Raw genomic sequence first — 15579 nt, 5'->3', positions numbered from 1 at the left:
CGTGGATATCGTAATCATCGCCGTATTAGCTCTTTTGGGCTTAGCTTTAGCTTTTGGTTTGCTATTGGGCTTTGCCTCAGTACGTTTCAAAGTTGAAGGTAACCCTCTCGTTGATCAAATCGACAGTATTTTGCCGCAGACCCAATGTGGTCAGTGTGGTTACCCTGGCTGCCGCCCGTATGCAGAAGCGATTGCAGAAGGTGATGCAATCAATAAATGCCCTCCTGGTGGACAAAGCACAGTCGAAACTTTAGCTGATCTTCTGGATGTGGAAGCTATTCCGCTTGAAGGTGGTGCAGAAGAAGAACCCGTTAAAGCGGTAGCCTACATTCGTGAAGATGAGTGTATCGGTTGTACTAAATGTATTCAGGCGTGCCCGGTTGATGCCATTTTAGGTGCGGCTAAGCAGATGCACACAGTTATCACATCTGAATGTACAGGTTGTGACCTTTGTGTAGAGCCTTGCCCAGTAGATTGTATTGATATGTTACCAGTTGAAACCACGTTACAAACGTGGAAGTGGGATATGCCTAAGCCGGGTGTTCAACTTATTGCTACGGATCAGCGTGGTGAAGTTGTGGGAGGAGATGCAGCGTGAGTACTAAGCATTCTTTCCACGGTGGTGTACACCCACCTGAGAATAAACATCAGTCTACCGGCGGTCAAATTCAAATTGCGCCAATCCCAGATCAGCTTGTTGTACCCTTATCACAGCATATCGGTGCGCCTTCAGAGCTTGTTGTTTCTGTTGGTGATCGAGTGCTTAAAGGTCAGGTTATTGCTGAGGCAGCAGGCCGTATAAGTGTTAGCGTTCATGCGCCAAGTTCAGGTGTAGTTGAGGCGATTGAGTCTCGCCCTGTACCGCACATGTCCGGTATGTCAGCCCCTTGCGTGGTGATTAAAACCGACGGTTTAGATGAGTGGTGCGATCACAAAGGTCTAGAAGACTATACGTCGATTAATAAACAAGAGTTGATCGATTTTATCCGTTACCACGGTATCAGTGGTATGGGCGGTGCTGGTTTCCCGACCGATGTAAAACTACATCTGGGCGATGATCACATTGTTAATACGTTGATTATCAACGCGATGGAATGTGAGCCTTATATTACTGCTGACGATATGCTGATGCGTGAGCGTGCAGTTGATATTGTCAAAGGTATTGAGGTTATCGCGCACCTGTTAAAGCCGCATCACATTATGATTGGCACTGAGGATAATAAGCCTCAGGCAATCCGTGCGCTTGAGCTTGCTGTAGCAGAATCCAAGCAAGATATTGATATTGTAGTTGTTCCAACCGTCTATCCATCGGGCGGTGAAAAGCAGCTGATAAAGCTGCTGACAGGTGTCGAAGTTCCAAGCGGAAAGATACCTGCCGATGTCGGTATCGTATGCCAAAACATAGGTACAGCTTCTGCTATCTACGATGCTGTCTATAACGGTGTACCTCTAATCTCCCGTGTTGTAACGGTTACGGGCGATGCTTTAGGTCATCCGCATAATATGCGTGCATTGATCGGTACGCCACTAGAAAGCTTGTTGGAAGCTGCTGAAGTACGTCAGTCTGAGCTTTATCGTTTAGTTATTGGTGGTCCAATGATGGGCTATACCGTGGATAGTCAATCTATCCCGATGATCAAAACGACCAACTGTGTTATTGCCGCAACGTACGACGAGATGCCGCCTGCACCGGCAGCGAACCCTTGTATTCGTTGTGGTATGTGTGAGCAGGTATGTCCTGCTGAGCTACTACCGCAACAATTGCATTGGTTTGCGAAAGGTAAAGAGTTTGAAAAAGCCAAACACCATAACTTATTTGATTGTATAGAGTGTGGTGCTTGCTCTTATGTCTGTCCAAGTAATATCCCGTTGGTGCAGTACTACCGTTTTGCTAAATCTGAGATCCGTGCAGAAGAAGCAGAACAGCGTAAAGCAGATCATGCACGTCAGCGCTTCGAAGCTCGTCAAGCTCGCTTAGAGCAAGAGAAAGTAGAAAAAGAGCTACGTCGTAAGCAACGTGCGGAAGAAGCAGCGAAAGCGCAAGCGGTTAAGAAAGACAAACTAGCGTCAGGTAAAACTGCTGAAGCAGCTAAACCATCAGGTGAACCTGATATTAAAGCACTTAAAACCGCTGCTGCAGTTTCGCGTACCAAGCTGAAGAAAGCGCAGAAAGCACTCGAAAATGCTGAGTCTAAAGGTTTGGATGGTATCGAGCAGTTACGTCAAACCGTGACTGAGTTAGAATTGAAAGCTAAGGCTGCGCAAGAGGCCTACGATCAGGCTCAAAATCCTGCGAGCGCGCCTGCCCCAGTTGTAGATATTAAACAGCTTAAAACCAATGCAGCTGTTGCTCGAACCAAGTTGAAACAAGCTGAAAAAGCGCTAGCCAAAGCCGAAGAATCCGGTGAAGGTGATCTCGAAGCGCTTAAAGCGAAAGTTGCTGAACAGAAAGCCAAAACTGAAGCGGCTCAAGCTGCGTATGATCAAGCTGAATCCGGTGGGGCACCAGCGCCTGTACAACCAGCGGTTAATTTAGCTGAGCTAAAAGAGACAATGGATGCAGCGCAGGGCAAAGTAGAGAAAGCACAAAAAGCCTTGGATGCAGCTATTGCTTCAGGCAGCCCAGCTGTAGAAAAAATGAAAGCTGGTGTAGAAAAGCTTCAAGGTAAATACGAAGAAGCTAAGGCGGAATATGATAAAGCCGCTCAAGCGCCAGCCTCTGTACCTGTAGCTCCGGCGATTAATCTAGATGAGCTTAAAGCTGATATGGATGCAATGCAGGCTAAGGTGGAAAAAGCGCAAAAAGCCTTAGATGCAGCCATCGCGTCAGGTAGTCCTGCTGTTGAGAAGATGAAGGCCGGTGTAGAGAAGCTTCAGGGTAAATACGAAGAAGCTAAGGCTGAATACGATAAGGCGGCTCAAGCGCCAACCCCTGCACCCGTAGCTCCTGCAGTCAATCTAGATGAGCTTAAAGAAGATATGGAGGCTATTAAGGCCAAAGTTGAGAAAGCTCAAATTGCCTTAGATAAAGCGATTGAATCTGGCAGCCCAGCGGCTGAAAAAATGAAAGCCGGTGTCGAGAAGCTGCAAGGTAAATACGAAGAAGCCAAAGCTGAATATGATAAAGCGGTTCAAGCTTCTGCGGCTGCTCCTGTCGCTCCAGCAGTCAATCTAGATGAGCTTAAAGCTGATATGGATGCAATGCAGGCCAAAGTAAACAAAGCTCAAGTTGCTTTAGACAAAGCGATTCAATCTGGTAGCCCAGCGGCTGAGAAGATGAAAGCCGGTGTGGAAAAGCTTCGTGGTAAGCATGACGAACTTAAGCAAGAGTATCTGCAAGCGGGTGGGCAGTTAGAAGAGCCTGCAAAACCAGAGCCTGTTGACCCTAAAGCTTTGAAGCAGAATGTTTCTATTATGCGTACCAAGCTGAAGAAGGCGCAGAATGCTTTAGATGATGCAGAAGAATCGGATCAAGCTGAGTTGGAAGCAGAAGTGCAGCGTTTAACTAAGTTGCACGATGAAGCTAAAAAAGCATTTGATGCATATGAAATTCAGTTGATAGAGAAGGCTGCAGGAGAGGGTATCGATCTTAAACAGTTAAAGATTGATGCTGCGATGGCTCGCGCGGCCGTTACCAAAGCGGAAAGAGCGTTAACTAAAGCTCGAGAAGATAATGTTGATGATCTGCCAAGCATGGAAGAGCAGTTAGTAGCTGCTCAACAAGAAGCAGAGAAATTAAACCAGACGTTAAGTCGTTTTAGCGATTAAGGATTTGTTAGCAGATGGCGTTAATACGCACTAGCTCCCCCCATTTACATAAGGCCAGCAGTACGGCTGATGTAATGCGTTTATTGATACTCGCAACCTTACCGGGTTTGGCTGCGATGACGTTCTTTTTTGGTTGGGGCACCTTAATCAATGTTATCTGGGCATGTTTACTTGCAGTAGGTTTTGAAGCAGCCATTGTTAAGCTACGTAAGCGCCCTTTAGGTTTCTATCTTAAAGACTACAGTGCAATTGTTACCGCGTTGCTGTTAGGCCTTGCGTTACCTCCATTTGCGCCTTGGTGGGTGACAATGGTCGGTGTATTCGTCGCTATTGTGATTGCTAAGCATCTGTATGGCGGCCTTGGGCAAAACCCTTTTAACCCAGCAATGGTTGCTTATGCGTTGCTGCTGGTTTCATTCCCAGTGCAGATGACCAGTTGGACAGAGCCTTTTGTGCTTAATGGCCCAGAAGGAAGCTGGAATGTCCTAAGTTTTGGACAAACACTAGGTTTGATCTTTGGATCGGTTGATCCTGCGCTAATGGATGCTTACACCGGTGCGACACCGCTTGATGCAATGCGCCATCGTAGTGGATTAACAACGGAAGAAGTATGGCGCTCGGTTCCAGTCCTATCTGAAGGAATGGGGGCTTGGCATGCTGTGAGTGCTGCTTATTTGATGGGCGGTGTCTTCTTAATCTACCGTAAAGTGTTCACAATCCATACGCCTGTGGCTGTGTTAGGTTCGCTAGCGGTTATATCAACATTGTTTCATATTATTGATCCATCTTCGTTTGCGGGTCCGTTTTTCCATCTAACGGCGGGTGCAACAATGCTAGGGGCGTTCTTTATAGCAACGGACCCAGTAACATCTGCAACCAGTAATCGTGGCAAGATCTATTTTGGTATCGGTATTGGTGTATTGGTTTATGTTATACGTGGTTGGGGTGGCTACCCTGATGCGATTGCATTTGCCGTATTGTTGATGAATTTGTCAGCACCTTTTATTGATCAATACACCCAGCCTCGAACTTATGGCCATGCAAAAGCTAAGCGTGGCATGAAGGGGGGCTCATAATGCATTTATTTAGTGCGATTAAATCGAGTACTGTTGCGATCAGTTTATTTGCTGTGGTGTGTGCTGCGGTGATTGCAATCACTCAAGTCTCTACTCAAGACGCAATTGCTAAAAACGAACGTGAATTTAAAGCAAAAGCTTTATATGAGATTGTTCCTCGTAACACGATCGACAATCAGTTACTGCAGGATACGTTTGAACTTCAGGTAGCTGAGTTAGGTCATAAAGCACCGGTAACGGCTTATCGAGCGCGTAAAGAAGGCTTAGTTAAAGCCGTTATTTTACCGGTTGTTGCACCAGATGGTTACAGTGGCAACATTAGTTTTATTGTTGGTATTAATGCCGATAGTACTGTAGCTGGCGTGCGTGTTTTAGTACATAAAGAAACGCCAGGCTTAGGGGATAAAGTCGAAACCAAAAAGTCTGATTGGATCTACAGTTTTAACGGCCGTGCTAAAGCGACAGAAAGCAATGGTATTTGGGCGGTAAAAAAAGATGGTGGCCAGTTTGATCAGTTTACCGGCGCCACAATTACTCCACGCGCAATCGTAAACGCGGTAGGCCGAGCATTAGACTACTTTGAAGCCAACCGAATTGCTTTGCTAGAAGTTAAGCCTGAACAGCAAGATAACAATCAGGAGGTATCCAACTAATGGCTGCTGATTATAAAAAAATCTCCATGGACGGCTTATGGGACAATAACCCTGCGTTAGTTCAATTACTGGGTCTATGCCCACTGCTAGCGGTAACAGGTACCGTAGTTAATGCTATAGGTTTAGGCATTGCTAGTATTCTGGTATTGCTAGGTTCGAACCTTACCGTATCAGCCTTCCGAAAATTTGTTCCGGACTCTGTTCGTCTGCCGATCTTCGTGATGATCATTGCTTCTTTTGTAACGGCAATTGAGCTACTGATGAAGGCATTCACTTACGAACTTTACTTAATACTAGGTATTTTTATCCCACTGATTGTGACGAACTGTGCGATTATGGGCCGTGCCGATGCTTTTGCATGTAAGAACCCTGTTAAAGAGTCAGTGTTAGATGGTTTGATGATGGGGCTTGGCTTTACTGCGGTATTGGTGATCTTAGGTGCGATGCGCGAGTTACTAGGTTTAGGTACACTATTTAGCGATATGCATCTGCTATTTGGTCCAATGGCAGCTGATTGGAAAATTACTGTTGTTGATGACTACACTGGTTTCCTGTTTGCAGTTTTACCACCTGGTGCCTTTGTTGGTATGGGTTTATTAATTGCGCTTAAAAACATCATTGATGCCCGTGCTAAAGAGCGTTTAGCTCAACAAACGCCAGATGAAGGTGCTAAGCCAGAACGTGTTCGTATAACTGGCTAACAAAGCCAAAGTATACCTATTCTTTTCTCTGTTTTAGCCTTAGCAGAATTGTTTTCTGCTAAGGCATACATTAGGCTGTTAGCTTACTGTTTTCCTTGGTTATTATTCTTTAGGAAGGATTGTGAGTCAGCCTGTCCCTGTAGTTATCTGTGATGATTCCCGTTTAGCGCGTAAACAAATGGCATCCGCCCTGCGTGGATGGAATGTCGAAGTAACGTTTGCTGAACATGGCCTAGAAGGTCTTGAAGCAATTAGGGCTGGTAAGGGTGATATTCTTTTCCTAGATTTGACCATGCCGATTATGGATGGCTATCAGGCGCTTGAGCGTATCCGCCAAGATGATCTACCCACAATGGTGATAGTTGTCTCCGGTGATATTCAGCCTGAAGCGCAATCAAGGGTAGAAGAGCTGGGTGCGCTAGCTTTTATCAAAAAGCCAACATCTCCAGAGGTTATTTCCGAAGTTCTTCAACGTTTTGGTTTGTTAAACGAGCTGGAACATCCAGCTATTGTCGAAGAGAAGATAGACACTCCACTTGCTTTGCCTGAGTATTATCAGGAAATCGCCAATGTTGCGATGGGCCAAGCGGGCAGTATGTTAGGTGGTTTGTTAAAGACATTTGTCCATCTGCCCATTCCACTTGTGAAAATGGTTGCTGCTGCAGAACTAGCGAATCAGCTTAAAATCGCGTCAGATAATCAACACGAATTGATTAGTCAGGGCTTTATTGGCTCCGGTGTGGCAGGTGAGGCACTGTTATTGCTGCAAACTAGTAATTTAGACAGTGTGGCAAGTTTGATGGGGATGACAGAGAATGGAGAATATTCAGAATCTGATCTATTAATGTCACTTGCGAATGCTCTTATCGGCGCATTTATATCTGGTTTTGCACAGCAGTTAGATCTTGTGTTTAGCCGAGCAACTCCAGCTATTTTACATGATGTTGAGAGGGTTTGTGATCAAGTAGGGCCTTTAGGCCAAACCATGACTATTTCCGTTGATTATCAGTTACCGGAATATGACTTCCAGTGTGAGCTCATTTTGGCGTTTACCCCTGATTCCTTACCTGTATTACAGAAGATTGCGAGTTATTTTGAATGAATAGTCAGAATTTCCAAGAGATCGATGAGTTACATTGGACTTTAGGGCTGATTCAAAACCTTGAAGTAGGCTTGGTTGTTGTAGATCGCGCGGGTCTCATCAAACTGTGGAATGGTTTTATGGAAAACCATTCCGGAATATCCGCCGTGAAGCTAACAGAACATTCTATTTTTGCTAAATTTCCAGAACTCCCTTGTCGATGGTTAAAGCAAAAATTGGAATCAGTTTTTCTGTTAAGAAACCCTGCTTATATCTCTTGGGAACAGCGCCCCTACCTATTTCATTTTAAAAGTAATCGCCCTATTACTGGCCGTGCGCCATTTATGTATCAGAACGTCACTTTGATTCCGCTAACTTCACCCACTGGTGAAGTTGATCACGTGGGTATCCTGATTTACGACGTTACAGATACTGCAACTGGCCAGATTGATTTGCAACTGGCTAACGATCAGTTAAAAGAGTTAAGCCGAGAAGACCGGTTAACTGGCTTGAATAATCGTGGCTATTGGGAAGAGTGCCTTAACCAAGAATTTGAACGCTTTAATCGCAGTCAGGAAGTCAGCAGTTTAGTGATGTTCGATATCGACCACTTTAAACGGGTGAACGATACCTACGGGCACCAAGCAGGGGATGAAATCATTCGTGCTGTGGCTCAAGCGCTTAAAGATCAAGCGCGTAAAACCGACTTTCTCGGACGTTATGGTGGAGAAGAGTTTGGAGCGATTTTGACTGGCACGAACGGTGAAAATGCGATGATCTTTGCTGAGCGCCTACGTTCTCGTATAGAGAGCCTCGTTGTGCCTTATGCCGAACATCAATTAAAAGTTACCATTAGTTTGGGTGTATCTGAGCTTAATTACGAACAACAGACGCCTTTAGAATGGTTGGAACAAGCTGACCAGGCGCTCTACAAATCAAAACAGAGCGGTCGTAATTGGGTTAGCCTCTATGGCGATTACAACTAAAGCACTTCTATATATCTAGTCATGAATAAGCAAAAAAGACACGAAATCTTCACCCGTTGGCGTGATGATAACCCTCATCCTACGACAGAGCTCGAATATAGCTCTCCGTTCGAATTACTGATTGCAGTTATTCTTTCCGCTCAGGCTACTGATGTAGGTGTGAACAAAGCGACTCGAAAACTTTATCCTGTTGCGAATACTCCAGAGGCGATCTACGCATTGGGTGTAGATGGTTTGAAGGAATATATTAAAACCATCGGTTTGTTTAATACCAAAGCCGAGAATGTGATCAAGACCTGTAAAGCCTTGGTCGACAAGCATGGCTCTGAAGTGCCAGATAACCGTGCTGATTTAGAAGCGCTTCCTGGTGTAGGACGCAAGACTGCCAATGTTGTTTTGAACACCGCTTTTGGTCAGCCTGCTATGGCTGTGGATACCCATATTTTTCGGGTTTCAAACCGTACTAAGATAGCACCAGGTAAAAACGTGAATGAAGTTGAACAGAAACTTATGCGTTTTGTTCCGAAAGAATTCTTAATCGATGCGCATCATTGGCTTATTTTACATGGTCGATATACCTGCGTAGCTCGCAAACCGAAATGTGGTTCCTGTCTAATCGAAGACTTATGCGAGTATAAAGACAAGACTGAATTTTAAGGGTTTTTATTCTCTCCTAAACCCAATCTACATATGTCGCTCTATTAGCTTAGCCTCCTACCTCAAACAACTGAGTGATGAGCACCATCGCTCTGATTGTTTATGAAAACGATTCCAGTAAATAGCAGTTATGGTGATTAAATATCGTACAGTTTTGTCTTTTAGGCTTTCTGTAGCAACTATACTGTTTGAATAGCAATTAAAAAAATTTTGCTTTCGCATATATAAATATACAAGGTCTTTGAATAACTCCTTAAGAAACAAAGGCTTAAGATTTTAGGCCGTATTTGTTCTTCCTTATGAAAGAAAAAGGTGTTGTTTGAAAGAATGCACTGGAAGAATTAGTAAAGATGGAGGCTTATTATGTGGTCTCAGAAAAAGTTGATAGCTCTTGCTATCAGTAGTGTTTTTGCTGCGGGGCAGGTTCAAGCAGCTGCCTTCCCTAAAAATAATAACCCAGATGAGCCTGATTCAGTTGAAGATTGGGGGCCATGGGCCCTTCCATTCGCAACAGCTGCAGGTGGGCCCGCAGCTGGTGGTGTAGCACTTGCCTTTGCTGGAGCAGCAGGGGATGAATATGTCCTTCCCGATGATGGTTTAGCCTTGAATGAGTCTCCAACTGTTGGCAGCGGTAGTGACGGCGGCGGTAGTGATGGCGGTGGTAGTGATGGCGGCGGTAGTGATGGCGGCGGTGATGGCGGCGGTGACGGCGGCGGTGATGGCGGCGGTGATGGCGGCGGTGATGGCGGCGGTGATGGCGGCGGTGACGGCGGTGACGGCGGTGATGGCGGCGGTGACGGCGGCGGTGATGGCGGCGGTGACGGCGGCGGTGATGGCGGCGGTGATGGCGGCGGTGACGGCGGCGGTGATGGCGGCGGTGACGGCGGCGGTGATGGCGGCGGTGACGGCGGCGGTGATGGCGGCGGTGACGGCGGCGGTGACGGCGGCGGTGATGGCGGCGGTGACGGCGGCGGTGATGGCGGCGGTGACGGCGGCGGCGGTGATAATAATGCAGAGACCAGCGGTTATTCCAGTTCATATGCATTAGGTGAGGATTTAGGATGTGTAAGGCCTAGTGAATCTGGCTGTGTACATGGTCAAGGCCAAGGCCGAATTAAAAATGAAGCTGATGTTACTGATGCTAGAGTCCGGATGTTTACTATTTTTATGGATGAAGACGATGAAGAGGCTGAGAGCCTATTACATGCTATTCAGGCGTTTATGGTTGGATCCGAAGAGGATAGCGATAGAATTGAATCCATAACTTTTGTTGATGATCCGCAATCAGATGGTGATGGTGGAACATTGTTAGTTACTATCAATGACGATGACCATATAAGCACCTTATCGATCCCGGCTGAAGATGGAATTTTTGTAGAAGGGGTAGGTGATGATACTTCTATTTATATGTTACAAGGAACTTGGAGTGATGGAACGCTTACCGTAGAGGAACTTAACGGTAGAGGTAGAGACCCTGTTACAACTTTTTCTGGTTCGTTAGGTACATTTGTTTTTGGCTATGAAACAACTGCAGATCAGCTAAGTAATTTTGTTGATGGACTAGGGGCAGATAAGATAGCTACCTATACAGGATCTACTGGTTTTGGTGCTTCAGTAACTATGGAAGTAAACTTCTCTGGAAGCGGATCTTGGTCAGGTGTCTTCAATGGAGGTGTGGATGGATCTAATTTGCAGTTTGGTAGCGATAATTCTGTAATTGGTCATGTTGGTTTTACGGCTAGTGGCATAATAACAGAGGCGAATAGACTAATATCGACCAGTGTTAACGCGAATGATTTATCAACGACCTTAAATGGTTCCAGTTATACCCGAACTATTGATGGGGCTGTGGATGGAACTTTCTACGGCACTTCAGGGCAAGGTATTGGCGGCAGTGCCATTATTCAAAAACAGTTTGTCAAAGAGGGTAAAGGTAATCAATTGGATACCGTAATTGAAGGGACTCATGCTACAACTTATGCTGTTGAATATGATGAGCCGGATTAGAGTAGGAGACCATTAACATAGTAGGCAAGAGAAAAGGCGCAAACGCGCCTTTTTCTTTGGAAGATTATTGGTTACGGAGCAGATTAATTTGAATAATTAAGAGTGGTTTCCAGATTTAAGTTATACATAAAATCTGTGGATAACTTTCTTAATAAGTTTTGGGTAGCTGGCTGTAGATACCATAGGCGCGGAGTTTGCGTTAGTTGTTGTAAAATTATTCACTCTCTAAAATTCTTATTTTTCAATCGGTTAATTTTCACTTGATTCTTCAGCAAAAAGAGCTAGCAGATTCTGTCCACATCGTTTTTACGTAGATTTTCATTGTGTGTAATCATTGTTTTAATTTATGTAGAAAGGGAAAATAAAGCTTAGGTATTATTGGGTCTATAGCGTATGTAGGTACTTACATTAGGGCTTTCTATAGCCTTCTTGTGTTTGAATGCTTTTCTGGGTTTAAGGCGTTCGTGTGGAAATAGACTGCTTGGGTTATGTGTTTAGAGTGAGAGAGAGTTTTTGAAGGGTAAACAGAGCAACTGGTATGTTTATATCCTGCGGTGTGCGGATGAAACCCTATACACAGGTATAACCACTGATCTTGAACGTCGCATTCGCCAGCATAATGGCGAGCTGGTGGGCGGGGCTAAATACACAAGGGTCCGCAGGCCAGTATCACTTTTTTGGCAAGAGGAACATATTGATCGTTCCAGTGCATCTAAGCGCGAGTATGAGATCAAACGGCTATCACGTCAGAAAAAAGAACGTTTAGCTGAAGGGTAGTTTTAACAGAATAAAAAATTGCCGGCAGTGATTACCGGCAATTGGGGAAAATCATAATACAGGCCCTCTCGAACTGTAGATCCTACCAACCGCTGTGGGGTAGGGTTGGTAGGCACCCTAAAATTCACCTGATTATGATCGAAGAGGTTGTCCTACATTAGGGAGTAAGGAAAGTACTCGCTTTATAGGTATAGAAAGTCTCGTTTCTAAAATTAAACTGGATCTGCGTGCTTTTATCTAAGTTGCTCGGTACCGCACAGACTTGATAAATCTTGATCGCATTTTGTTTGTTTAATTCAATCTTTGCAGGACCTTTAAGTTTGAACTGCTGATCGCTATCCACACCTTGAACGCTAACAGAGAGCTGTTTCAAATCAGGCAAGAAGGATTCCAACTCGATTTGGTAACTATTGCAGACCTCATTACCTACCACTTGGTAAAGCTGACCACGTTCCCTAGCTACTTCAATTAACAACTCTGTGCGGTTATGCATACCGTAAACAACACCCCATACGGTAATAATCAGAATGGTCATATAAGCAATCAATCTTGGGCGCAGGATTGGTTGTTTCGGCGGTGCTTCTTTCGGTGTATTCGTCTCAATAGCTTGTAGCTGTTTTTCAGAATAAAACTCAATGAGTCCAGTTGGTCGACCTAACTTAGTCATGACGTTATCACAGGCATCAATACAGGCACCGCAATCGATACATGCGGCTTGTAACCCATCACGAATGTCTATTCCAGTAGGACAAACCTGAACGCAGATACCGCAGTCGATACAATCGCCAGGATTTTCCTCTTTACCGCGTAGGTGAGTACGAGGCTCTCCGCGTAGCGGGTTATAAGCGACGGTACGTGTATCCTCGTCAAACATCACTCCTTGGAAGCGGGAGTATGGGCACATATGCAAACATACTTTTTCGCGGACAAGCCCCGCATTGAAGTAAGTGAGCAGTGCCATGGAGATAATCCACGTAAATACAAAGAGCGAAGCTTCCAAGCTGAAGATCGATTGCAGTAGCTGCTCTATAGGTACGAAATAGCCGCTAAACGTAATCGCTGTAGCGACTGAAACGAGGAGCCAAAGGCCATGTTTCAGAACGCGTCGAACCAGTCGAACGCCTGTCAGGGATTTCTCTTCAGATTTTGATCGTAGCGCGGCGCGCCCTTCGGTCCAATCTTCGATGCGGATAAAGATCCAAGTCCAGATTGATTGAGGGCAGGCAAAGCCACACCAGATACGCCCCCAGCCGACAGCCATAAAAAACAACAGGCTGGCCCCAGCAATCAATAAACCCGCTAATACCGGTAGGTCGTACCAAGAAAATTCTGCACCAAAAAGGAAAATACGGTGGCTTTCAAAGTCAAATAAAACCAGTGGATCACCATTAATACGAACCCATACAAGTCCAAAGAAGAGTGCCAGCATTGGCCAGCTGGTGAAGCGCCTAAGGTTTTGATAGAAGCCTTCGACTAGACGAACATGAAATTTTCCGTTGCCGGGAAGAGGGGGAGCTTCCTGAATCATAGTGATAGGAATCTCACTGTTACCTTGTTGTTGCATGTTGTGCTCACTTTGCTCATCGGTGATTGTGAACAACTGTACAGGAATGCAAATTATAGGGGCAGGTTTAAAAAAAATAATTATAATAGGTACAGATTGTGGAGGGATTATGGATTTTCTGTACCAAAATTTAGAGCAGGCATTAGCCGATTCGATAAAAAATGGCGATCTACCCGCGGGGAGTAAACTACCTTCGATCCGCGTTCAGTGTGAACAACAGGGCTTATCTAAAGCCACGGTAATTCATGCTTACCAACGCTTGGAAGCGGCGGGTTTGATCGAGTCTCGTTTTAAATCAGGCTTTTATGTCTGTAGTTTGCCTAAAGCCCATCCTACACCCTCCCGCCCAGAACTATCCGTTGCGCCTCAACTCGTCGATATGAGTGATCTTATTCGCGACATTATGGAGCGTAATGCTGCATTCGATATCTTTCCACAAGAGCAAGGCTATATGGATATGCCGGTGGGTATTACTGAGCTGAATCGAAGCATTGGCAGAGCGTTACGCCGACAGAAATGTAATGACCACCAATATTATGATGAACCATCCGGCTTATTGGAGCTGAGAGAGCACCTCTCGGAGCGTTATCGTCGAACAGGATGTCACTTTAGTGCCGCAGACGTCACTATTACCGCTGGCTGTCAGCATGCGCTTTCGTTGGCTTTGCAATTAAGCTGTGAACCTGGAGATATTGTTGCGGTTGAATCACCAGGCTTTTATGGCGTGTTACAACTTATCGAAAGCATGGGGTTAAAAGTGCTGGAGATCCCCGTCTCTTCCCATACCGGGATGTCGACAGAGGCGCTGGAACAGGCTTTAGAAGAGTGGGAGATTAAAGCCTGCATAGTGACGCCGTCATTTGCGACGCCGAGTGGCGCTTTGATGTCGGTCTCTGCGCGTGAGCATCTTTTATCTTTGGCGAGTAAACACGATTTTGTCGTGGTTGAGGATGATATTTACGGTGACTTAGCCTTTGGTCAGCGCATCCCCCCATTAAAAAGTATGGACCGTGAAAACCGTGTGATCCTGTGTGGTTCTTACTCTAAGTCCGTTTCAAGAGAGCTTCGTTTGGGTTGGATTATTGCAGCTGAACAGAAGCAGTTGATGCGCCTTAAAATGGTGAACCTTCTCGCCCTAAATAAATTTACTCAACAAGGTTTGGTCGATTTCCTCAAAGAGGGTGCTTATGAGAAACATCTGAAAAAGCAAAAGATGCTTTTGCAGCAGCAGAGAGATCAGTTGATTCAGTTACTCTCTCAAGAGTGGGGCGAATTGGGTGTGATCAGAGTTAGCCAACCGCAAGGTGGTTTGACCTTATGGGTAGAACTGGAAGATAGCTATGATCTAACTTCGGTGTATTTAAAAGCCCGAAGTGAAGGCATATTAATCACCCCAGGTCATCTCTTTACAGCGCAAAATCAGTATCGTAATTGTTTACGTTTAAGTTTTGCCCATGCTTGGAATGAAGCTCGGCGTGACGCTTTGATCCGTTTAGCTTACTTAATTAAACAGACTCAAACGGATGAGGGTACCGAGTAAACGGTCATGGATTTAAGCTGAGTAACTATAGTATATTGTTATGTTATAACAAGTTTAATTGTATCGATGGTTTAGAGATGATTTTAAATAAAGGTTGTCGTGTAACGGCTTTATCAACAGCCGTGTTAGCAAGTTCTGTTATGGCTGAAAGCCATCAACATGAAGCTCATGTTCATGGTATTGCCGAGCTCAATTTTGTTATTGAAGGTAACGTTGCGGAGATGGAACTACGCTCCCCTCTAATGAACATTGCCGGTTTTGAGCATGAAGCGGTAAGTGCTGAAGACAAACAAAAAATTAAGAGTGCCACTAAGCAGCTAAAAGATGCTTATGCTCGTGTTAAATTTCCAGACGATGCGCTATGTATTGTTGATGACACTAAAGTAACGATCGGTGAAGAGGAAGATGAGCACGCACATCATGACCATGCAGCTCATCATGATAAGCACCACGGTCATAAAGATGATCATCACAAGCATGATGACCACCATGACCATTCTGATCACCACGATCATAAACATGAAAACCATCATGACCACGATAAGCATCATGACCATGCAGATCATCATGATCAGGGTGAAGAAACACATCGCAACATTACAGCGCATTATCACTTCCAATGTGTTAACCCTGCGAAAATAAATGCAGTAACATTAGATTTCTTTAGCCATTTCCCTCATATGGAAACTGTGAAAGTAAACGTGCTAAATGGTGCCGATATCCGCTCTGTGGAACTCACGCCTAAGCAGAGGGTCTTAGAGCTTTAATC

Annotated in this window: 13 protein-coding genes; 12 read left to right on the top strand and 1 reads right to left on the bottom strand. The window is 45.1% G+C overall.

All coding sequences use genetic code 11. From position 1 onward, the window contains the following. Nucleotide 1: 1 nt before the first annotated feature. From rsxB to ACMXYN_RS13610, 10 genes are all read left to right on the top strand, one after another. The gene (rsxB, locus tag ACMXYN_RS13655; RefSeq protein WP_415892302.1) at nucleotides 2-598 is read left to right on the top strand and encodes an electron transport complex subunit RsxB; all 597 of its coding nucleotides are present in this window, start codon (nucleotides 2-4) and stop codon (nucleotides 596-598) included. Then, complete coding sequence (gene rsxC, locus ACMXYN_RS13650; RefSeq protein ID WP_415892301.1) at nucleotides 595-3768, top strand: electron transport complex subunit RsxC; 3174 nt, start codon at nucleotides 595-597, stop codon at nucleotides 3766-3768. Before rsxB ends, rsxC begins: the two co-directional genes overlap by 4 nt. A 14-nt stretch (nucleotides 3769-3782) precedes the next feature. After that, a complete protein-coding gene (rsxD, locus tag ACMXYN_RS13645; RefSeq protein ID WP_415892300.1) occupies nucleotides 3783-4844 on the top strand; it encodes an electron transport complex subunit RsxD in 1062 nt (353 codons plus the stop codon). Continuing rightward, entirely contained in the window at nucleotides 4844-5497 is a 654-nt protein-coding gene (rsxG, locus tag ACMXYN_RS13640) for an electron transport complex subunit RsxG (RefSeq protein WP_415892299.1), read from the top strand. The genes rsxD and rsxG overlap by 1 nt, the downstream gene beginning before the upstream one ends. Further along, nucleotides 5497-6198 (top strand): electron transport complex subunit E, encoded by a 702-nt coding sequence (locus ACMXYN_RS13635; protein ID WP_415892298.1) that lies wholly within the window; start codon nucleotides 5497-5499, stop codon nucleotides 6196-6198. The genes rsxG and ACMXYN_RS13635 overlap by 1 nt, the downstream gene beginning before the upstream one ends. A 121-nt stretch (nucleotides 6199-6319) precedes the next feature. Then, nucleotides 6320-7300, top strand: coding sequence for a response regulator (locus tag ACMXYN_RS13630; RefSeq protein ID WP_415892297.1), 981 nt, complete (start codon nucleotides 6320-6322; stop codon nucleotides 7298-7300). After that, nucleotides 7297-8265 carry a GGDEF domain-containing protein gene (locus ACMXYN_RS13625; protein ID WP_415892296.1) on the top strand — a complete coding sequence of 323 codons (969 nt, stop codon included), beginning with the start codon at nucleotides 7297-7299 and terminating at the stop codon, nucleotides 8263-8265. Before ACMXYN_RS13630 ends, ACMXYN_RS13625 begins: the two co-directional genes overlap by 4 nt. Nucleotides 8266-8286: 21 nt before the next feature. After that, nucleotides 8287-8922, top strand: coding sequence for an endonuclease III (gene nth / locus ACMXYN_RS13620; RefSeq protein ID WP_415892295.1), 636 nt, complete (start codon nucleotides 8287-8289; stop codon nucleotides 8920-8922). A 363-nt stretch (nucleotides 8923-9285) separates the two neighbouring features. Next, nucleotides 9286-10929, top strand: a complete 1644-nt coding sequence (locus tag ACMXYN_RS13615; RefSeq protein ID WP_415892294.1) for a hypothetical protein — start codon at nucleotides 9286-9288, stop codon at nucleotides 10927-10929. Between the two features lie 513 nt (nucleotides 10930-11442). Further along, nucleotides 11443-11706: a GIY-YIG nuclease family protein gene (locus tag ACMXYN_RS13610; protein WP_415892293.1), complete on the top strand. Its 264-nt coding sequence runs from the start codon at nucleotides 11443-11445 to the stop codon at nucleotides 11704-11706. Nucleotides 11707-11863: 157 nt separating this feature from the next. Here ACMXYN_RS13610 and ccoG read toward each other — a convergent pair whose 3' ends face one another. Further along, nucleotides 11864-13270 carry a cytochrome c oxidase accessory protein CcoG gene (gene ccoG, locus ACMXYN_RS13605; protein ID WP_415892292.1) on the bottom strand — a complete coding sequence of 469 codons (1407 nt, stop codon included), beginning with the start codon at nucleotides 13268-13270 and terminating at the stop codon, nucleotides 11864-11866. Nucleotides 13271-13379: 109 nt separating this feature from the next. Here ccoG and ACMXYN_RS13600 point away from each other — a divergent pair, with 109 nt between their 5' ends. Then, complete coding sequence (locus ACMXYN_RS13600; protein WP_415892291.1) at nucleotides 13380-14810, top strand: PLP-dependent aminotransferase family protein; 1431 nt, start codon at nucleotides 13380-13382, stop codon at nucleotides 14808-14810. A gap of 77 nt (nucleotides 14811-14887) precedes the next feature. Then, nucleotides 14888-15577, top strand: coding sequence for a ZrgA family zinc uptake protein (locus ACMXYN_RS13595; protein ID WP_415892290.1), 690 nt, complete (start codon nucleotides 14888-14890; stop codon nucleotides 15575-15577). Nucleotides 15578-15579 lie beyond the last annotated feature (2 nt).

It is taken from the genome of Neptuniibacter sp. PT8_73, assembly GCF_047778045.1.
Classification (GTDB): domain Bacteria; phylum Pseudomonadota; class Gammaproteobacteria; order Pseudomonadales; family Balneatricaceae; genus Neptuniibacter.
The sequence above is the reverse complement of the archived record's forward strand: the minus strand, read 5'-3'. Positions and strand labels throughout refer to the sequence as shown.